We start from the raw sequence: 17,442 nt of genomic DNA, 5'->3' as shown, positions 1-17,442 counted from the left end.
CCCGTTGCCCCGCACCGCCCCCGCCGTCCGCCCCGTTCGCCGCTTCCCGCTGCGCTCCGTCCGCCTGCTGCCGAGCGCCTTCGCCGACGCCCAGGCCACGGGCCTGCGCTACCTCCTCGCGCTCGACCCCGACCGCCTGCTCGCGCCGTTCCTGCGCGAGGCGGGCCTGCCCGCGGCGGAGGGCTACGGCAACTGGGAGTCGGACGGGCTCGACGGGCACGTCGGCGGTCACGCGCTCTCGGCGAGCGCGCTGATGCTCGCGGCCACCGGCGACGCCGCCGCGCGCGAGCGGATGGAGACCCTGCTCGACGGGTTCGAGCGGGCCCAGGACGCGGTCGGCACCGGCTACCTCGGCGGCGTCCCCGGCGGGCGCGCACTGGGGGAGGAGCTCGCCCGCGGCGAGGTCGACGCCGACCTCTTCACCCTCAACGGCCGCTGGGTGCCGCTGTACAACCTGCACAAGACGCTCTCGGGCCTGCTCGACGCCGCGTCCGCCGGCGGCTCGGAGCGGGCGCTCGCGATGGCCGTGCGGTTCGCGGACTGGTGGCTCGGCGTCTCCGCCGGGCTCGACGACGACGCCTTCGAGGCGATGCTGCACGCCGAGTTCGGCGGGATGAACGAGGCGTTCGCCGATCTCGCGGAGCAGGTGGCCGCCGCGGACCCCGGCGACTCCGAGCGCGCCGCCGCCTACCGCGCCGAGGCCGCGCGCTTCTCGCACCGCGCGCTGCTCGACCCGCTGCTCGAGCGGCGCGACGCGCTCGACGGGCTGCACGCGAACACCCAGATCCCGAAGGCGGTCGGCTACGCGCGCCTCGGCGGCGAGCAGCTGCCGGCCGCGCGCTTCTTCTGGGAGCGGGTCACCGGCGAGCGCACCGTCGCGATCGGCGGCAACAGCGTGCGCGAGCACTTCCACCGCGCGAGCGACTTCACGCCGATGATCCTCGACCGCGAGGGCCCCGAGACCTGCAACACCGCCAACATGATCGAGCTGAGCGGTGTCCTCTTCGAGGCGGGCGGCGAGGAGCGCTACCTCGACTACGTCGAGCGCGCGCAGTACAACCACCTGCTCTCCTCGCAGCACCCCGACGGCGGCTTCGTCTACTTCACCCCACTGCGCCCGGCGCACTACCGGGTCTACTCGGCGCCGCACGAGGGGATGTGGTGCTGCGTCGGCACGGGGCTCGAGAACCACGCCCGCTACGGCGAGCTGGTCTACGCCCTCGTCGGCGACGAGTCGCGCGACGGTGACCATGCGCAGACCGGCGACGACCTGCTGATCGCCCTCTACCTGCCCTCGACCCTCGACGCCCCGGAGCACGGGCTGCGCGCGCGGATCGACACCGCCTTCCCGCAGGCGGACGACGTGACCATCACCGTGGAGTTGGAGCGCGTCGGCGCCGTGCGGCTCCGCCGGCCGTCGTGGGCGGAGTCGATGACCGTGACGGTCGACGGCGCAGCGCTCGACTCCGCGGCCGTCGAGGGCTTCGTCCGCACCGCCGTCCTGGCGCCCGGTCGCCACGAGATCCGGGTCGTCTTCGCGATCGGCTTCCGCGCCGAGCCGCTGCCCGACGGCTCCGCCTGGTCCGCGTTCTCCTACGGCCCCGTCGTGCTCGCGGCGAGGACCGACGACGCCGACCTCGACGGACTGATCGCCGACGACCGGCGGATGGCGCACGTCGCCGCGGGCCCGCTCCGCGACCTCGCCGCGACCCCGGTCGTGACCGGGGGAGTCGGCGCCGTCGCCCTCCTCGACCGCGCGACCCTGACCGCCGAGCTCCGCACCGACGCCGGTCCGGTCCGCCTCGAGCCGTTCTCCGCTCTGCACGACAGCCGCTACACGCTCTACTGGCCCACCGGCTCCGACGCCGCCGCGCGCCGGGCCGAGCTCGCCGCGCTCGACCGCGCGGCCGCCTCTGCAGCCGCGGTGATCGACTCCGTGACCGCGGGCGAGCAGCAGCCCGAGTCGGACCACGCCTTCGTCGGGCACCGCAGCCGCGCGCGCGGCGCCGACGGCGTGCACTGGCGCAGCGCCGAGGGCCCGGACGGCTGGTTCGGCTACACCCTCGTCGATCCGTCGCAGCGCGCCGCCGTGCTCCGGGTCCTGCTGCGCGACCGCGACGGCGGCGGCGAGCACGAGCTCCGGATCGACGGCCGCCCGCTCGGCGAGCCGCTCGCCGTCCGGACGCTCGACGACGCCGTCGAGGTGGAGTACGCGATCACCCCGTCGACGGGAGAGGACGGCCTGGTCGAGTTCTCGCTGCACGCCGTCGGCGCCGGGCCGACGGGCGATCTGCTTGCGGTGTCGCTGGTGGCGGGCGCGGGGGAATAGCGAAGGACTAGCGGCGGAGTGGCGGGTCCCGCGCCCTGCGAGACTGTCCGGATGCACCCCGCCGACGCCTGCCCGTGCGGAAGCCGCCGCCACTACGCCGACTGCTGCCGCCCCGCCCACCTCGGCGAGACGCCCTCGCCGACCGCGGAGCGCCTGATGCGCAGCCGCTACAGCGCGAACGTGCTCGGCAGCGCCGGCTACCTGCTGTCCAGCTGGCACCCGTCCACCCGGCCGAAGCGCGTCGACCTCGACGACGACGTCCGCTGGCGGCGCCTGCAGATCGTCGACACCTCGTTCGGCGGCGAGGACGACGCGGAGGGGCTCGTCGAGTTCCGCGCCTCCTACCGCTCGTCGGAGGGGCCGGGGCTCGTGCACGAGCGCAGCCGCTTCCTCCGCGAGGACGGCCGCTGGTACTACGTCGACGGCGATCTGCTCGGCGACGGATCCTGACCACCCCGGCCGTGCGGAGCGCGAGCGGCCTACCCTGGGGAGATGGCCAAGGACTTCCGCCGGGCGGACCACGCGTCCCGCTACGAGCTGCACCAGGACGGGGCGCTCGTCGGCGTCCTCGACTTCCACGAGAACGACGAGAGCGTCTCGCTCGTGCGCTCCTTCACCTCGCCGCCGCACCGCGGCCAGGGGCTGGCCGGTGAGCTGGTCGCCTTCGCCGTCGACGACATCGAGGCGACGAGCGGCCGCAGCATCGTGCCGATGTGCTGGTACGTCGGACAGTGGTTCGACCAGCACCCCGAGCGGGCGCACCTGCTCACCCGCGGCGCGCAGGCGTAGGCCGAGGCTCTAGGTCCTGACGATCGGCTCGACCCCGGCGAGGTCGGGCCCGAGCCCGATGTCCACGAGCCGGATCCGGCCGACGTAGGAGCGCGCGGGCTCGAGCAGCAGCCCCGCCTTGATCGCCCCGAAGGTCACGGTCACGTCGGCGGGCAGGACGGTCTGGTCCGGTACCGCGCCGTCGTCGGGCCCGATCCCGCTCGGCAGATCGACGGCGACCACGACGGGCGCGTCCTCGCGTCGTCCGAGCGCCTCGATCACCGTCGCCACCACCTCGCGCGGCCGCCCGCGCAGCGCCGGCTCCGCCGTGCCGATGCCGAGGATCCCGTCCACGATCACGTCCGCGCGGGCGACGGCGGCCGCGAGGGCGGCCGGGTCGTCGGCGGCGACGCGGCCGCAGCCGTCGTCCAGCGCGACGGCGAGTCCGCGCTGGTGCGCCCTGTCGGCGGTCAGCACGAGCGACACGTCGCTGCCGGAGGAGGAGATCTCGGCCGCCGCGTACAGCGCGTCCCCGCCGTTGTTCCCCGGCCCGACCAGCACGAGCACGCTGCCCGCACCGCGCCGGTCCCGGCGCGTGCTGAGCGCGGCCCGCAGCTCGCGCGCGAGCCCGTCCGCTGCCCGCTGCATCAGCGGCTCTCGACGCGCGAGATGCGGCGCCTCGGCGGCCCGCACCTGCGCGGAGGAGTATCCCTCGGCCATCCCTCCACTGTGCGCCCCGCCGGCCCGCACAGCAACCCGCCCCACCCCATTCGCAGCCCGACCGCCCCCTCCGGTCGAGCACCCGAGTCACGCCGGTCGACCAGCCCGAGCCGGGCCGCTCGAGCAGCCCGACCCCTGCTGGTCGAGTAGCCCCGCAGGGGCGTATCGAGACCCACCGTCACCAGAAGGACGGGTCTGCAGACAGGTCGACTGACGCTGATGGATCTCGATACGCCCGCTCCGCGGGCTACTCGATCAGCATGCGGAGAGCCCTGCTGGCGGATTCCACGGCACGACGTCCCGCCGCATGCTGGTCGAGTAGCCCGCAGTGCGTATCGAGACCCGCCCCGTCGGGAGCGGCTTGCCGTGCATGCTGGTCGAGTAGCCCGCAGGGCGTATCGAGACCCGCCGACCGCGACCCGCCCCCGCGCTCACCCCGCCTGCACCGCCCGGTCCGCCTCCTCGACGATCGCGCGCATCGCCGCCTCCGCCGCCTCGCCGTCGCCCTCCGCCACCGCGGCGGCGACCGCGCGATGCAGCCCCACCGCCTCCGAGTCCGCCTCGCGCGGCATCAGCGCGTGCCGCGTGCGCCCGGCGAGCACTTCCGCGACGAGGTCGCCGAGCTGCGCGAGCATCGGATTCCCCGACGCCGCCAGCAGCGTCCGGTGGAAGACGACGTCGGCGGCGAGGTAGGCCGCCTGATCGGCAGCCCGAGCGTGTTCGGACATCCCGCCCGCCGCCTCGGCGAGCGCGATCCGCTGCCCGGCCGTCGCGTGCTCCGCCGCGAGCCGCGCCGCCAGCGGCTCGACACCGAGGCGCAGCTGGCTCAGCCGATGCAGCTGCACCTGCCGATCCGGCCCGTCGAGGCTCCAGCCGATCACCCGCGGATCCAGCGCGTTCCAGCACTCCGGCGGCTGCACGCGCGTCCCCGCCCGCCGCCGCGAGACCACCAGCCCGAGCGACTCCAGCACCCGCACCGCCTCGCGCATCACCGAGCGGGAGACCCCGCGGCGCTCCGCCCGCTCGTCCGCGCTGAAGGCGCTCCCGGGCGCCAGTGCGCCCTGCACGATCTGCGCCCCGAGCTCGTCGAGCACCGCCTCGTGCAGCGAGCGCGGTCCGTCCATGCCCTCAGTATTCCGGCGCACGCCTCGCCCGACCAGCTATTCGTCGGACATAATCGAGGTCATGACCGCATCGGCCAGTCCCTCCGCCACTCCCGTCCGCGCCCTCGTCGTGATGGGCGTCTCCGGCAGCGGCAAGTCCACGATCGCCACCCTGCTGGCCGACCGCCTCGGCTGGACCTTCGTCGAGGGCGACGAGCTCCACCCCGCCGCGAACGTCGCGAAGATGGCCGAGGGCGTCCCGCTCGACGACGAGGACCGCGCCCCCTGGCTGGCGACGATCGCGGCCCGCGTGGACTCTCTCGTGAGCGGGGGCGACTCCGTCGTCGTCACCTGCTCCGCCCTGCGCCGCCGCTACCGCGACGTGCTCCGCCGCGACGACCTCGTCTTCGTGCACCTCGCCGGCACCCGCGAGCTGATCGCCGACCGCCTCGGCGCGCGCACCGGCCACTTCATGCCGCCCGCCCTGCTGGATTCGCAGTTCGAGGCCCTGGAGCCGCTCGGCGACGACGAGCGGCACGTCACCGTCGACCTCGCGGCCGCTCCCGAGGACGAGATCGCGCAGATCGTCGAGACCCTGGGCCTGCAGGCCGCCTAGCCCAGCAGCCCCTCGAGGCTCGCCGCCGGCAGCCCGAACGCCTCGGCGACCGCCGCGTTCACGACCTGCCCGTCGTGCGTGCTGAGCCCCTTCGCGAGCGCCGGATCCGCCGCGAGCGCCGCCTTCCAGCCGCGGTCCGCCAGCGCGACGACGTAGGGGAGCGTCGCGTTCGTCAGCGCCCGCGTCGACGTCTCCGGCACCGCGCCGGGCATGTTGGCGACGCAGTAGTAGACGCTGTCGTGCACCGCGAAGACCGGGTCGTCGTGCGTCGTCGGCCGCGATCCCTCGAAGCAGCCGCCCTGGTCGATCGCGATGTCGACCAGCACCGAGCCCGGCTTCATCGTCGCCACCATCTCGTCCGTCACGAGCTTCGGCGCCCGCGCACCCGGGATCAGGACCGACCCGATCACCAGATCGGCCTCCGCCATCTGCGCCGCGATCTCGTACGTCGAGGACGCGCGCGTCTGGATCCGCCCGTCGAAGCGCGCCTCGAGCTCGCGCAGCCGCGGGATCGACAGGTCCACCACGGTCACGTCGGCGCCCATGCCGAGCGCGTTCGCCGCGGCGTGCTCGCCGGCCACGCCGCCGCCGATCACGACGACCTTGGCCTTCGGCGTCCCGGGCACTCCGCCGAGGAGGGTGCCTCGCCCGCCGGCCGCCCGCATCAGGTGGTAGCCGCCGACGGTGATCGAGAGCCGCCCGGCGACCTCGCTCATCGGCGAGAGGAGGGGCAGGTGGCGATCGGGCAGCTGCACGGTCTCGTAGGCGATCGCGGTGGTGCCGGCGGCGAGCAGCGCATCGGTGCACGCGCGGGAGGCGGCGAGGTGCAGGTAGGTGAAGAGGATCTGCCCGGAGCGCATCCGCGGGTACTCCGCCTCGATCGGCTCCTTGACCTTGACCACCAGGTCGGCCTCGCCCCAGACCTCGTCCGGCCCCGCGACGATCCGGGCGCCGGCGGCGGCGAAGTCCTCGTCCGAGACCCGCGAGCCGAGCCCGGCGCCCGCCTCGACCAGCACCTCGTGCCCGCGTCGCACGAGCTCGTGCACTCCGGCGGGCGTCGCCGCCACGCGGTTCTCGTTGTTCTTGATCTCGGTGGGGATGCCGATGCGCATGACTGCTCCTTCGCGGTGGACTGCCCCTATCGTGCGAAGATCATGTTTCGAACGGGAGAACATCCGCAGGATCGTCGAGAATCGAAGCGTTCACCGCAGGATCCGTGATCAGAAGGAGCCGTGCCGCCATGAGACCGCAGGATCTGCACGACCTCGGCGACCTCGATCCGATCGACCGGACCCTCGTCCGCCTGCTCCGGGCCGATGCCCGCACCCCGAACAGCCGCCTCGCCGAGCAGGCCGGCATCGCGCCCTCCACCTGCGTCTCGCGGGTGCGCTCCCTCGTCGAACGCGGCATCATCACCGGCTTCACCGCCGAGCTCGACCCCGCGGCCCTCGGGCTGACCCTGCAGGCACTGATCAGCGTCAACATCCGCGCCGGTCAGCGGCAGGCGATCACCCGGTTCGCCGAGGAGATCCGCGCGCTGCCCGAGGTCGTGCAGCTGTTCTTCCTCGGCGGCTCCGAGGACTTCCTCCTCCACGTCGCCGTGCGCGACTCGAACGACATCCGCGACTTCGTGGTGTCGAACCTCTCGGCGCACCCGGCGGTCGCCTCGACCCGGACGAGCCTGGTCTTCGACCACCACCGGAAGGGACCGGCGCTGCCGGAGTGACGCGCCGCGCTTCAGGGGATGCCGACGCTCAGTGCGCGCCGGGGCTCAGGTCGCCGCCGCCGCGCTGGGTCAGCCCGGGGATCCGCCGCGCGAGCCCGGCGATGTGCTCCTCCGCGATCTCGATGCGGGTGTCGCGCAGGCGCTGGCGCAGCAGGGCCTCGACGTCCTCCTCCGGCCGGAGCTCGGCATCGCCGGCGACCTGCAGCAGGATGCCGCGGAGCTTCTCGTCCAGGGGTGCGTCGTCGCTGCCGTGCTGAATCGGGTGGTCCTGCGATGCGTTCGTCATGTCCCCATGCTGCCACCGTCCGCGCGGCCCGCACGGCAGGATGGCCGCATGCCGTTCTCCCGCGCCGAGCTCGCCTCGTACCGCGACCGCACCGTCGAGGACCTGCTCGACGGCGACGTCCGCCTCCTCTTCGTCGGCATCAACCCCGGCCTCTGGACGGCCGCGACCGGCGCGCACTTCGCGCACCCGGGCAACCGCTTCTACCCGGCCCTCGCCGCCGCCGGCATCCTCGACCGCGTGCTCCGCGTCTCGGAGGGGATGACCGCCGAGGACCGCCGCGCCCTCACCGACCGCGGCGTCGGCATCACCAACCTCGCGCCCCGCGCCACCGCCCGCGCCGACGAGCTCACTCCGGAGGAGCTGCGCGCCGGCGCCGAGCGCCTGGTCCGCACCGTCGAGCGCGTCCGCCCCGCCGCCGTCGCGATGGTCGGCATCACCGCCTACCGCGCCGCCTTCGGTCGGGCCAAGGCGCGCCAGGGCCGGCAGGACGAGCCGATCGCCGGCGCCCCGCTCTGGGTGCTGCCCAACCCCAGCGGCCTGAACGCGCACGACACCGTCGCCTCGCTGGGGCTGGCCTACCGCGAGCCGGCCGTCGCCGCCGGAATAGTCCCCGACCCTCGGAGGTTGCAAAGTCCATGAGTACGCATGAAATCAAGTTCGGTGTCGACACCTTCGGCGACGTCACGGCCGCGGCCGACGGCACGCTCCTCTCGCACGGCCAGGTCCTGCGCGACGTGGTGGAGGAGGGCGTCCTCGCCGACGAGGTCGGCCTCGACTTCTTCGGCGTCGGCGAGCACCACCGCGCCGACTTCGCCGTCAGCGCCCCGGACGTCGTGCTCGCCGCGATCGCCGCGAGGACGGAGCGCATCCACCTCGGCTCCGCGGTCACCGTCCTCTCCTCCGACGACCCCGTGCGCGTCTACCAGCGCTTCGCCACCCTTGACGGGCTCTCGAACGGCCGCGCCGAGGTCATCCTCGGCCGCGGGTCCTTCACCGAGTCCTTCCCGCTCTTCGGCCTCGACCTCTCCCAGTACGAGGTGCTCTTCGAGGAGAAGCTGGAGCTGTTCCACGAGCTCGTGCAGGGCGGCCCGGTCACCTGGCAGGGCACGGTCCGCCCGGCCCTGACCGAGCAGAGCGTCTACCCGACGATGGAGGGCGACCGCCGCCTGCGCACCTGGATCGGCGTCGGCGGCAGCCCCGAGTCGGTCGTCCGCGCCGCGCGCTTCGGCTTCCCGCTGGTCCTCGCGATCATCGGCGGCGCTCCCGCCCGCTTCCGCCCCTACGTCGACCTCTTCGGCCGCGCCCTCGACCAGCTCGAGCAGCCGCGCCTGCCCGTCGCCGTGCACTCGCCCGGCTTCATCGCCGACACCGACGAGGAGGCGCAGGAGCTGTACTTCGGCCACTACAAGGGCATGCTCGACTCGATCGGCCGCGAGCGCGGCTGGGCCCCGCTCACCCGCGAGCGCTTCGCCGAGGAGGCGGGCCCCGACGGCGCGCTGCACCTCGGCTCTCCCGAGACGGTCGCCCGGAAGATCGCGAACACGGTCGGCGCCCTGGGCATCGACCGCTTCGACCTCAAGTACAGCGCCGGCACCCTACCGCACGCCGCGATCATGCGGAACATCGAGCTCTACGGCACCCGGGTGATCCCGCGCGTCCGCGAACTGCTCGCCGACAGCTGACCCGGGGCCGGACGCCGACCCGCACCCGGGCGCCGTGGAGCGTGCGCACTGCGCGCTCCCACCGGGCGCCCGGGCGGCGTCGATATGCTCGGAGACCGGGCGTTCACCCGCCGCCCCCGACCCTCCGGAAGCACATGCCAGACAGCCACGCCGCCCGCACCCCCTACGAGGTGCTGGGCGTCCCCGCGAGCGCGTCGGAGGACGAGCTCAAGCGCGCCTACCGCCGCCTGCTCCGCGAGACCCACCCGGACACCGGGGGAGACGCGGCCTCGTTCCACGCCGTGCAGGTCGCCTGGGAGCGGATCGGCAGCGCCGGCGCCCGCGTCGACTACGACCGCGGAGCGCCCGCCCCCGGAGCCTCCTCGCACGCGCCGTACACCGGCTCGCCGCGCCAGCAGACCGCGTCCTCGGTGCGCGCCCGCTCCTACGGCCACCCGGGTGGCGCCGCTCGCGAGTACTACCTCCGCCTCGTCCGCGAGTGGGTCGGCCGCGGCGTCGAGATCGACGATCCCTTCGACCCGGCGCTGGTGCGCTCCGCCCCCCGCGAGGTCCGCTCCTGGCTGGCCAAGGCCCACGCGGAGGAGGCGACGGCCTCCCTGGTCGGCGCCCTCGGCATCGCCTTCACGATCTGGAACGACGTCGCGGTCGGCGACGGCGGAGTCAAGATCGACCATCTGGTGCTCGGCCCGTCCGGTCTCCTCGCCCTGACCTCGGCCGACTGGGGCGAGCCCGTCCGCCTGCGCAAGGGCGAGGTCGAGGGTGTGGGCCTCGCCGAGGACGAGAAGCCGCTCGCCTCGCTCTCGAAGGCCGCCCGCCGCCTCGGCCGCGAGCTCGGCGTGCGCTTCTCCGCGAGCGTGATCGTCGTCCCCGACGACGCGCTCGAGCAGCCCTACGAGCAGGTCGAGCGCGGTCGCCACGCGGGTGACGTGCTCCTCCGCCGCTCCCTCCTCCCGCAGCTGCTGCGCTCCGGCACCGACGACCCGCGCCTCGGGGGCTACGGCGAGTCCTTCGAGGTCCGCACCCGCGTCCAGAACCGCGTCCGCTTCGTCTGACGCGCGGCGCCGCTAGCCCGCCCCCGCCCGGCGGGCAAGGGGCTGTCGGCGCCACCCGTCCCCGCCCGACGATGGACGCACATGATGGACGCCTGCCCTCCGGCACGGCGACGACGACGAGCGGAACGAGGCGGACGATGGTGCGATTCGGCTACACCCTGATGACCGAGCAGAGCGGCCCGAAGCAGCTGGTGGGCTACGCGGTCGATGCCGAGAGGCACGGCTTCGAGTTCGCGGTCTCGAGTGACCACTACTCGCCCTGGCTGACCGAGCAGGGGCACGCCTCCTACGCCTGGACGATGCTCGGCGCGGTCGCGCAGGCGACGTCGACCATCGAGCTCGCCACCTACGTGACGGCGCCGACCATCCGCTACCACCCCGCCGTGATCGCGCAGAAGGCGGCGACCCTCGCGATCCTCTCCGACGACCGCTTCCTCCTCGGCCTCGGTTCGGGCGAGAACCTCAACGAGCACGTGGTCGGCGAGGGCTGGCCCGCCGTCTCCGCACGCCAGGACATGCTCGAGGAGGCGGTGCACATCATCCGCGCCCTGCATACCGGTGAGCTGGTCACCTGGGAGGGCGACTACTTCCGCGTCGACTCCGCCCGGATCTGGGACCTCCCGGACAAGCCCGTGCCGATCGGCCTCGCCGTCTCGGGCGAGAAGTCGATCGAGCGCTTCGCCCCGCTCGGCGACCACCTGATCACCACCGAGCCCGAGGCCGAGCTGATCTCGCAGTGGACCGCCGTCCGCGGTGCCGACGCCGCTCCGTCGCGCTCGATCGGGCAGATCCCGATCTGCTGGGCGCCGGACAAGGAGCAGGGGATCGCCCTGGCGCACGAGCAGTTCCGCTGGTTCGCGGGCGGCTGGTCCGTCAACGCCGACCTGCCCACCCCGGCCGGCTTCGCCGGCGCCAGCCAGTTCGTGCGCCCGGAGGACGTCGCCGAGTCGATCGCCTGCGGCCCCGACCTCGACGAGCTCGCCCAGAGTGTCGTCCCCTTCATCGAGGCCGGCTTCACCGACATCGCCTTCGTCCAGGTCGGCGACGCCCTGCAGCAGCGCTTCCTCGACGAGGTCGCGGAGGACCTCCTCGAGCGGGCGCGCGCGCTCGCTCCCTGAGCGCCGAGACTCCCTCTCCCTGCTGATCGAGCAGCTCAGGCAGCGGCCCGCCTTCATGCTGATCGAGTAGCCCGCGGAGCGGGCGTATCGAGATCCACCCTGCTTCAGAACAGCAGGTCTCGATACGCCGCTGCGCTGCTACTCGACCAGCATGAGACGGATGCGCCCCGACGACATCACCCTGTGACGACGATCGTGACGGTGCGGACGATGTTCGTCGTGCCGGTGTCGCTCGCGGTGAGGGTGTGGCTGCCCGGCGTCGCGAGCGCGGCCGGAAGAGTGACCTCGGTGACGAAGCCGCCGTGCTCGTCGGAGACGACGGAGGTGAAGCGTCCTCCGCTGTCGAGCCGGAATCCGACGCTGGTGGTGATCGGCCAGCCTGCACCCGTGAGGGTCAGCGTCGGACTCCCGGCGGAGATCGTGGTGCGCAGAGCGGTCACGGAGGGCCCTGAGGCCGGCGCGGGCGCGGCGGGCCGATCGAGATCGACGGCGAGGCTGATCACCTCGCCGTGACGAGCGGCGACGATCTGCGTCCGTCCGCCGGCCACCTCCGGGAAGAGGGTCAGCGTGAAGGCGCCGTCGGCGCCGGTGGTGACGGGATCGGAGAGGTCCGGACCGTCGCCGTACCCCTCGGACATCCCTGGAGGCAGATGCCGCAGGACGACGGAGGTGCCTGCGGGGACGATTCCGGTGACAGTGCGTCCGTTCACGTGGAGGTCGTCGAACGCGAGTGGGACGGTCGTCGCGGCACCGGCGGTGCTGATGCTGAGCAGGTGCTCGGTGCGCGTGTACTCCCCGCTGTCGGTCGGAGACGTCCACAGCCGGTACTCGCGGGTCGTCCCCGGTCCCTGGAACGGGGTCGGCCCGGAATCGCAGCGCCAGAGGCCCTCCTGGTCGACCTTCTGCGCACCGCAGACGACGGCGCCCGTCGCCTCGTCGGTGACCCTCACGAACGTGACCGCCGTCCCCGTGCCCTTCAGCAGGGACACCGTCTGCTCCGCCGAGCGCCCGCCGGTGGTGGTGAAGGCGGTCGGCAGGTCGGTGCGGGTGATCGCATGGACCACCTCGACGGGGTCGACGGAGGGGACGACGAGGGCGTTCTTCGACGGGTCGAACAGGCGCAGGCTGTTCTCGGCGTGCTCGTACAGGTCCAGGGTCTCGTTCGTGATCGACCCGAACTGCGCCTCCGCGGCGCCGTGATAGGCGTCCGGGTCGATCGGACGCGTGTTCACCGAGGGCAGCTCGTCCACCGAGACCGTGTGCTTGACGGACCCGCACTGGGTCAGGCCTCCCTTCTCGTTCACCGACTCGACCCACTGCGCACGGAAGTCGGTGAAGGTCTTCCCGGCGTTGACCTCATCGGTGAGCACGCGGATCGTCCTGCGCAGGTCCTGGAGGCCCGCCTGCCAGGTCAGCTGGAGCGCCTCGTTCGCGGAGACCTGGATGTCGTCGATCGCGCCCTGCACGGACGGCGGCAGCGTCTCCGCGGTGTACCCCTGCGCGACCGCATCCAGCACGATCCGCGACTGCGCGAACCGGGCCCGGTAGGCGATCTGGTCCTGCGCCAGCCGCACCGCGGTCAGCTCCTTCTCGGCCGCGACCCGCGTCATCCGCGACAGCGCCTCGTGTGCCGGCCACTGGAACGCGTCGATCAGCTTCTGCCCCGGTGACTCGCACTCCGCGGGGTCCGACCCGCGCAGCCACAGATCGAGCATCGCGATCACCAGCGCCACCGGACCCAGCTCCGGGAACGCCAGTGCCACCAGACCCACGACCGCCTCCGCCAGCTGGAACCCGTCCTCCGTCTCGGCGAAGTTCCGCAGGTTCAGCACCGTCCCCAACCCTACCGCGAGCGGACCCATCTCCGGGACCACCACTGAGGCCACCCCCGAGACCGCGACCGCGTCCGTCAGCGCGTCCGAGTCCCCGCTGAACGCATCGACCAGTCCCTTCACGGCGAACACCGCGTTCGCGATGCCCTCGCCGCTCCCGACCGAGCCCCGCATCAGCTCGGACGCCGTCGCCTCGAACCCCTTCCACACGCTCGCCCGCGCCTCAGCAGGCACGTACTCCCCGCCGAACCGCTCCGCCAGCGCCGCCATCCGCGCCGCCGCAGCGTCGTCCGCCAGACCCGCCTCCGGCGCCAGGGGCCTCCCGGAACCCGGCAGCTCCCGCCCGGGCGGGCCCGTCTCCGCAGCCGGTCTCTCCTCGGGCGACGGTTCCTCCTCCGGCGCGGAACCCTCCGGAGCGGGACCCGGGACCGTCCTCGGGCGGGCCGCGGTCGAGCCGGCGCCGTCGACGGCGCTCGGGCTCAGGTCGCAGAGGACGCACAGGGCGTCCGAGGCCGCCGGTGCCGACTCCTCGGGGCTGTTCGTCCGCGACCAGACGGCGGCGAGGGTCGTCTCCCATCGGAGGTAGGGGGACCTGAGCGGATACAGGAGGTCGATGTGCCCGATCGGCCCGGCCTTCTCGAACGACCCGACGTTGTTGAGGAGCGTCCCGGCGCCGTTCCTCCGCACCATCGGCTCGTATTCGGCGCGGGCCGGGATGTGCAGTTCCTCGGCGATCCTGATCTCGGTGGGGTGCTGCGTCACGAGCCGGTCGAGGGCTCGCGTTCGACGCCCGAGAGCATCGCGGACGTGCTCGGGTCCGCTCTCCGCGCCCTGCTCCTCCGTCGTCGCCCGCATCAGTGCGAAGTTCAGGAACGGATTCGGGCCCCGCGCGAAGTGTGCCTCCCCGTAGGAGTCGTCGCTTCCCGACTCCGCTGCAGCCTCCTCGCCGGGATCTGCGGGGTCGGGACTCAGGAGCCAGTCCTTCACCGCCGCGAGACCGCGCGGTCCTCCCTGCGTCACGAGCTCGTCGACCAGGCTGAAGACCCGCTGATCCTTCTCCGGAGTGCCGGGTGTCCCCAGGTCGCCACTGCGCACCGGGGTGGGGATCGAGAGCTCGTACTCCTTGCCGACCTGCGAACCGGCGAGCGCCTGGACCGAGTGGTACAGCTCGTGGGCGAAGGTCGCCGTCGGTGAGAAGGCGCGGATCTGCCCGGTCTCCTCATTGAAGTACGACGAGATGCGGTCCGGGTCGAAGGTGAGGAACGAGTCGGACCCGGTTCCAGCGATGGCGTGCTCCCTGCTCAGGCGGGACGACGACCAGCTGTCCCCCGGGACGACGAGGACCCGGATGTCGGAGACGTCGCCGTTGACCTGCAGGAACCTGTTGCCCTTCACCTCGCTCGCCCCGAGGAGGTCCGGCACCACCTCGACGAGGCTCTTCGACGGCTCCGCCGTCAGGAGCTCGGACAGCATGGAGCTCACGAGCCGCTGGGTCCGCAGGCCCTTCGGCGAGATCGCCATCCCCCCGACACCGCTCGGCTGAGTGGCGACCGCGATCCCCGGAGCGACCTCCCACGCCTTGTAGACGAGACCTGTCCTCGGACTCTTCACGAGGGTGAAGGAGGCTGGCGGCAGCTCGCTGCCAGCCGGCGAGCCGCCGCCGGGCGCAGCCGACGCCCCGCTCCCCGAGATCAGGACGCTGACGACCGCGATCGCCGCGACGGCTGCGCTCAGTCGCCCCGTTCGTCCACGGTCCCGCCGCGTCGATCGGGGGAGGGGGATCGATGCTGCCAGACGCAGGATCGGGGCTGAGAGAACTGACATGCCCTCATCATAAAAATCCGCCGAGCCGCCGCGCGGAGCGGTGGCGCGCGATCACGGGCCGAGCGCGAGACCGGTGAGCAGGTGCCCTCAGAAGCCGCGGAGCCGCTCGATCTCCCGCCGATCGCGCTTGGTCGGGCGGCCGGCGCCCCGGTCGCGCTCGATGATCGCGGGCGCCGCCTCGCGCGGCGGCGGCGGGGGAGTGCGGTCCTCGAAGCACTCGGCCGCGACCGGCGCGCCGACCCGCTTCACGATCAGGCCGCGGACGACGAGCTCGCGGTCGAAGCCGCCGATGCGGGCGCGGACCTCGTCGCCGACCTTCACGGTCTGCGCGGCCTTGGCCCGCTCGCCGTTCACCCGGACGTGACCGGCCCGGGCGGCCGTCGTGGCGGCCGAGCGGGTCTTGTACACGCGGACCGCCCACAGCCAGGCGTCCACGCGGACGGAGCCGGTCACCGGGATCTGCATCCGTCCAGTCTACGAAGCCATGATGGGGGTGGTCCCATCGACGAGGGATCCGCGGCCTCACCGGCCGCCGACCGAGGAGGTTCACCATGAGCACGTACCACAGCTACGGCGAGGACACCGGCGAGGGCGTCCCCACCCGCGGAGCGCCCGAGCACAGCGGCTCGCCGTCCGAGCTGCGCGAGAGCCCCTTCCCGCACGCCGGACTCGAGTTCCTCCTGGTCCCGTCGGGTCACGAGGAGTGGCAGGTCCGCCACCCGGACGGCCGCGCGGTCGGCGTCCTCGCGATCATCTCGCACAGCGGCGAGGAGGGCGAAGCGGTCTTCGTCACCCGCCGTGTCGGCTCCGACGAGGCCGTCGCCGAGGGCACCGACTGGCGCGGCATCGTCACCGCCGTGATCAACGACGAGGCGGCCGACGAGCGCGTGCAGGGCAGCCCCGACCCGGCGCTGGACTACACGCGCGGCGGCCTGCTGCACCGCGGTGCGGCCGACGTCGAGGACCAGGTCTGAGCGGTCGCGCCTGAGCGGGCCGGTCCGAGCGGCCGCCCCTAGCGCGCGAGGAGCGCCGCGTTGATCCGGGCCGTGAGCTCGTGGTCGACGCGGCGCTCCTGCGCGTCCACCGCGCGGATCGGCGCGGCGTTCCGCGCGCTGGAGACCAGCCAGGCGGCCTCGGCCGCCGCGAGGTCCTCGGCCCGCAGCGGGCGCTCCGCTGTGCCCAGCCCGAGCCCGCCTGCCAGCTCGAAGAGGTCCGCCTGCGTGGTCCCCGGCAGCAGCCCCAGGCTCGGCGGTGGAGTGACCAGCTCGCCGCCCGCGAGCAGCACCAGGTTCGAGGTCGGCCCCTCCAGCAGGAAGCCGTCGCTGGAGACGAACAGCGCGTCGTCCGCTCCGCGCCGCAGCGCCTCGCGCGAGGCCGCCCGGTTGACCGCGTAGGAGAGCGTCTTCGCGCCGGCGAGCAGCCACGGCGACGTGTGCTGCACATCGGAGCGCAGTCCGCGGTCGAGCAGCACCACCCGCACGCCGTCCCGGCGGGCCGGCCCGAAGTCCGGGCTCGTCTGCACGAAGACGACGCCGGTCGGCCGTCCGTCGCCCTCGACCCCGCGGCTCAGGATCGTCTTCACCATCGCCTCGGGCACCCGCGGGTGGGCGGCGACCGCCTCGTCGATCGCCGTCCGCCAGGCGGCGCGGTCCGGGCGGGGCAGGTCCAGCATCCGCGCCGAGTTGTCGAACCGGTCGAGGTGCGCGTCGAGCGCCTGCAGCCGCCCGTCGACGAGGTTGATCGTCTCGAAGACCCCGTCGCCGCGGGTGAAGCCGAGGTCGGTGACGTCCAGCCCGCCCCGACCGGTCGCATCGAGCACGGATGCGGAGCCTGCGTCGTGCGCCGGAGTGTCGAGCGAGGGGCGGCCGAGGACGACGAGGGTGTCAGCGGGCATGCGCGGTGCGGTCCTTCCGGGGGCGGAGCGGGAGACGGGCGAGCACGACGACCAGCAGCGCACCGAGGAGCGCGCCGGTGCCGTTCGAGACGAGGTCGCGCACGTCCGCGACGCGCGAGGGCAGTGCGAGCAGCTGGATCGTCTCGACGATCACCGAGACGCCGAGGCCGATCGGCGCGGCGAGCAGCCGGCGCCGCCGCGGCAGCTGCAGCGCGACCAGCGCGCCGAGCGGCACGAACATCAGCACGTTGGCGACGAACTCGGCGACGTCGAAGGTGAACCAGGCGGTCAGCGGCGTGGAGGCGAGGAACGCGATGATCCCGCGGACGAGCGCCGAGGGCTGACCGGCCGGGTACGGCGCCGGCGTCAGGGTGATCAGCGCGATCACGCCGAGCCAGGCGAGCGTCGCGGGCAGGAGGATCCTCGAGCGGCGCATCCGTCGATTCTGCCAGGTGCACGATCCGAGCCGGTGAGCGACTCGGTGCTGGGCGG

The 17,442-nt window shown here is 73.5% G+C and carries 18 protein-coding genes; 10 read left to right on the top strand and 8 right to left on the bottom strand.

What is annotated here, in order from left to right; all coding sequences use genetic code 11:
• Positions 1 to 4 precede the first annotated feature (4 nt).
• The 3 genes from EDF43_RS09180 to EDF43_RS09170 are packed head-to-tail and all read left to right on the top strand — an operon-like array spanning position 5 to position 3,118.
• A complete protein-coding gene (locus tag EDF43_RS09180) occupies positions 5 to 2,329 on the top strand; it encodes a beta-L-arabinofuranosidase domain-containing protein (RefSeq protein WP_243646262.1) in 2,325 nt (774 codons plus the stop codon).
• A gap of 51 nt (positions 2,330 to 2,380) precedes the next feature.
• On the top strand, positions 2,381 to 2,779 hold the full coding sequence (locus EDF43_RS09175) for a YchJ family protein (protein ID WP_123446101.1): 399 nt from the start codon (positions 2,381 to 2,383) through the stop codon (positions 2,777 to 2,779).
• A 42-nt stretch (positions 2,780 to 2,821) separates the two neighbouring features.
• The gene (locus EDF43_RS09170; protein WP_123706542.1) at positions 2,822 to 3,118 is read left to right on the top strand and encodes a GNAT family N-acetyltransferase; all 297 of its coding nucleotides are present in this window, start codon (positions 2,822 to 2,824) and stop codon (positions 3,116 to 3,118) included.
• Positions 3,119 to 3,127: 9 nt separating this feature from the next.
• Here the strand turns inward: EDF43_RS09170 and EDF43_RS09165 are convergent, their stop codons facing one another.
• Both EDF43_RS09165 and EDF43_RS09160 read right to left on the bottom strand, forming a co-directional pair.
• The gene (locus EDF43_RS09165) at positions 3,128 to 3,817 is read right to left on the bottom strand and encodes an NAD(P)H-hydrate epimerase (RefSeq protein ID WP_132436391.1); all 690 of its coding nucleotides are present in this window, start codon (positions 3,815 to 3,817) and stop codon (positions 3,128 to 3,130) included.
• A gap of 431 nt (positions 3,818 to 4,248) precedes the next feature.
• On the bottom strand, positions 4,249 to 4,941 hold the full coding sequence (locus EDF43_RS09160) for an FCD domain-containing protein (RefSeq protein ID WP_132436389.1): 693 nt from the start codon (positions 4,939 to 4,941) through the stop codon (positions 4,249 to 4,251).
• A 61-nt stretch (positions 4,942 to 5,002) separates the two neighbouring features.
• Here EDF43_RS09160 and EDF43_RS09155 point away from each other — a divergent pair, with 61 nt between their 5' ends.
• Entirely contained in the window at positions 5,003 to 5,536 is a 534-nt protein-coding gene (locus EDF43_RS09155; RefSeq protein WP_132436387.1) for a gluconokinase, read from the top strand.
• Here the strand turns inward: EDF43_RS09155 and ald are convergent.
• Entirely contained in the window at positions 5,533 to 6,648 is a 1,116-nt protein-coding gene (gene ald, locus EDF43_RS09150; protein WP_123446106.1) for an alanine dehydrogenase, read from the bottom strand. The two genes, EDF43_RS09155 and ald, sit on opposite strands and share 4 nt — an antisense overlap.
• Before the next feature lie 128 nt (positions 6,649 to 6,776).
• Between ald and EDF43_RS09145 the strand changes: the two genes are divergently transcribed.
• Positions 6,777 to 7,262, top strand: coding sequence for an Lrp/AsnC family transcriptional regulator (locus EDF43_RS09145; RefSeq protein ID WP_123446107.1), 486 nt, complete (start codon positions 6,777 to 6,779; stop codon positions 7,260 to 7,262).
• 28 nt (positions 7,263 to 7,290) lie between these two features.
• Here EDF43_RS09145 and EDF43_RS09140 read toward each other — a convergent pair whose 3' ends face one another.
• On the bottom strand, positions 7,291 to 7,548 hold the full coding sequence (locus EDF43_RS09140; RefSeq protein WP_123446108.1) for a hypothetical protein: 258 nt from the start codon (positions 7,546 to 7,548) through the stop codon (positions 7,291 to 7,293).
• 48 nt (positions 7,549 to 7,596) lie between these two features.
• Between EDF43_RS09140 and EDF43_RS09135 the strand changes: the two genes are divergently transcribed.
• The 4 genes from EDF43_RS09135 (at position 7,597) to EDF43_RS09120 (ending at position 11,400) form a co-directional block, all read left to right on the top strand.
• Positions 7,597 to 8,187, top strand: a complete 591-nt coding sequence (locus EDF43_RS09135) for a mismatch-specific DNA-glycosylase (protein ID WP_132436383.1) — start codon at positions 7,597 to 7,599, stop codon at positions 8,185 to 8,187.
• Positions 8,184 to 9,230 carry an LLM class flavin-dependent oxidoreductase gene (locus tag EDF43_RS09130; RefSeq protein WP_132436381.1) on the top strand — a complete coding sequence of 349 codons (1,047 nt, stop codon included), beginning with the start codon at positions 8,184 to 8,186 and terminating at the stop codon, positions 9,228 to 9,230. Before EDF43_RS09135 ends, EDF43_RS09130 begins: the two co-directional genes overlap by 4 nt.
• Positions 9,231 to 9,364: 134 nt before the next feature.
• Positions 9,365 to 10,282, top strand: coding sequence for a J domain-containing protein (locus EDF43_RS09125; RefSeq protein WP_132436379.1), 918 nt, complete (start codon positions 9,365 to 9,367; stop codon positions 10,280 to 10,282).
• 137 nt (positions 10,283 to 10,419) lie between these two features.
• A complete protein-coding gene (locus EDF43_RS09120; protein ID WP_123446112.1) occupies positions 10,420 to 11,400 on the top strand; it encodes a TIGR03557 family F420-dependent LLM class oxidoreductase in 981 nt (326 codons plus the stop codon).
• Positions 11,401 to 11,576: 176 nt separating this feature from the next.
• Here the strand turns inward: EDF43_RS09120 and EDF43_RS09115 are convergent, their stop codons facing one another.
• Positions 11,577 to 15,056, bottom strand: coding sequence for a hypothetical protein (locus EDF43_RS09115; protein WP_132436377.1), 3,480 nt, complete (start codon positions 15,054 to 15,056; stop codon positions 11,577 to 11,579).
• Positions 15,057 to 15,143: 87 nt separating this feature from the next.
• Complete coding sequence (locus EDF43_RS09110) at positions 15,144 to 15,521, bottom strand: S4 domain-containing protein (protein ID WP_123446113.1); 378 nt, start codon at positions 15,519 to 15,521, stop codon at positions 15,144 to 15,146.
• Positions 15,522 to 15,607: 86 nt separating this feature from the next.
• On the opposite strand from EDF43_RS09110, the gene EDF43_RS09105 reads away from it, so the two are divergent.
• The gene (locus tag EDF43_RS09105; RefSeq protein ID WP_123735907.1) at positions 15,608 to 16,030 is read left to right on the top strand and encodes a hypothetical protein; all 423 of its coding nucleotides are present in this window, start codon (positions 15,608 to 15,610) and stop codon (positions 16,028 to 16,030) included.
• Positions 16,031 to 16,068: 38 nt separating this feature from the next.
• On the opposite strand, the gene EDF43_RS09100 is transcribed toward EDF43_RS09105, so the two are convergent.
• Complete coding sequence (locus tag EDF43_RS09100; RefSeq protein WP_132436375.1) at positions 16,069 to 16,950, bottom strand: aminotransferase class IV; 882 nt, start codon at positions 16,948 to 16,950, stop codon at positions 16,069 to 16,071.
• Entirely contained in the window at positions 16,940 to 17,386 is a 447-nt protein-coding gene (locus EDF43_RS09095; protein ID WP_165909061.1) for a VanZ family protein, read from the bottom strand. Before EDF43_RS09095 ends, EDF43_RS09100 begins: the two co-directional genes overlap by 11 nt.
• Positions 17,387 to 17,442: the final 56 nt, after the last annotated feature.

Origin of the sequence: Rathayibacter sp. PhB179, from assembly GCF_004345345.1 — a bacterium.
Taxonomy (GTDB): domain Bacteria; phylum Actinomycetota; class Actinomycetes; order Actinomycetales; family Microbacteriaceae; genus Rathayibacter; species Rathayibacter festucae.
This window is presented reverse-complemented; position numbering and strand designations above follow the sequence as displayed.

Excerpts from the sequence above, each read along its gene's own strand:
- EDF43_RS09175 (WP_123446101.1), top strand. The coding sequence starts at position 2,381 with ATGCACCCCGCCGACGCCTGCCCGTGCGGAAGCCGCCGCCACTACGCC.
- EDF43_RS09170 (WP_123706542.1), top strand. The coding sequence starts at position 2,822 with ATGGCCAAGGACTTCCGCCGGGCGGACCACGCGTCCCGCTACGAGCTG.
- EDF43_RS09165 (WP_132436391.1), bottom strand. The coding sequence starts at position 3,817 with ATGGCCGAGGGATACTCCTCCGCGCAGGTGCGGGCCGCCGAGGCGCCG.
- EDF43_RS09160 (WP_132436389.1), bottom strand. The coding sequence starts at position 4,941 with ATGGACGGACCGCGCTCGCTGCACGAGGCGGTGCTCGACGAGCTCGGG.
- EDF43_RS09155 (WP_132436387.1), top strand. The coding sequence starts at position 5,003 with ATGACCGCATCGGCCAGTCCCTCCGCCACTCCCGTCCGCGCCCTCGTC.
- ald (WP_123446106.1), bottom strand. The coding sequence starts at position 6,648 with ATGCGCATCGGCATCCCCACCGAGATCAAGAACAACGAGAACCGCGTG.
- EDF43_RS09145 (WP_123446107.1), top strand. The coding sequence starts at position 6,777 with ATGAGACCGCAGGATCTGCACGACCTCGGCGACCTCGATCCGATCGAC.
- EDF43_RS09140 (WP_123446108.1), bottom strand. The coding sequence starts at position 7,548 with ATGACGAACGCATCGCAGGACCACCCGATTCAGCACGGCAGCGACGAC.
- EDF43_RS09135 (WP_132436383.1), top strand. The coding sequence starts at position 7,597 with ATGCCGTTCTCCCGCGCCGAGCTCGCCTCGTACCGCGACCGCACCGTC.
- EDF43_RS09130 (WP_132436381.1), top strand. The coding sequence starts at position 8,184 with ATGAGTACGCATGAAATCAAGTTCGGTGTCGACACCTTCGGCGACGTC.
- EDF43_RS09125 (WP_132436379.1), top strand. The coding sequence starts at position 9,365 with ATGCCAGACAGCCACGCCGCCCGCACCCCCTACGAGGTGCTGGGCGTC.
- EDF43_RS09120 (WP_123446112.1), top strand. The coding sequence starts at position 10,420 with ATGGTGCGATTCGGCTACACCCTGATGACCGAGCAGAGCGGCCCGAAG.
- EDF43_RS09115 (WP_132436377.1), bottom strand. The coding sequence starts at position 15,056 with ATGTCAGTTCTCTCAGCCCCGATCCTGCGTCTGGCAGCATCGATCCCC.
- EDF43_RS09110 (WP_123446113.1), bottom strand. The coding sequence starts at position 15,521 with ATGCAGATCCCGGTGACCGGCTCCGTCCGCGTGGACGCCTGGCTGTGG.
- EDF43_RS09105 (WP_123735907.1), top strand. The coding sequence starts at position 15,608 with ATGAGCACGTACCACAGCTACGGCGAGGACACCGGCGAGGGCGTCCCC.
- EDF43_RS09100 (WP_132436375.1), bottom strand. The coding sequence starts at position 16,950 with ATGCCCGCTGACACCCTCGTCGTCCTCGGCCGCCCCTCGCTCGACACT.
- EDF43_RS09095 (WP_165909061.1), bottom strand. The coding sequence starts at position 17,386 with ATGCGCCGCTCGAGGATCCTCCTGCCCGCGACGCTCGCCTGGCTCGGC.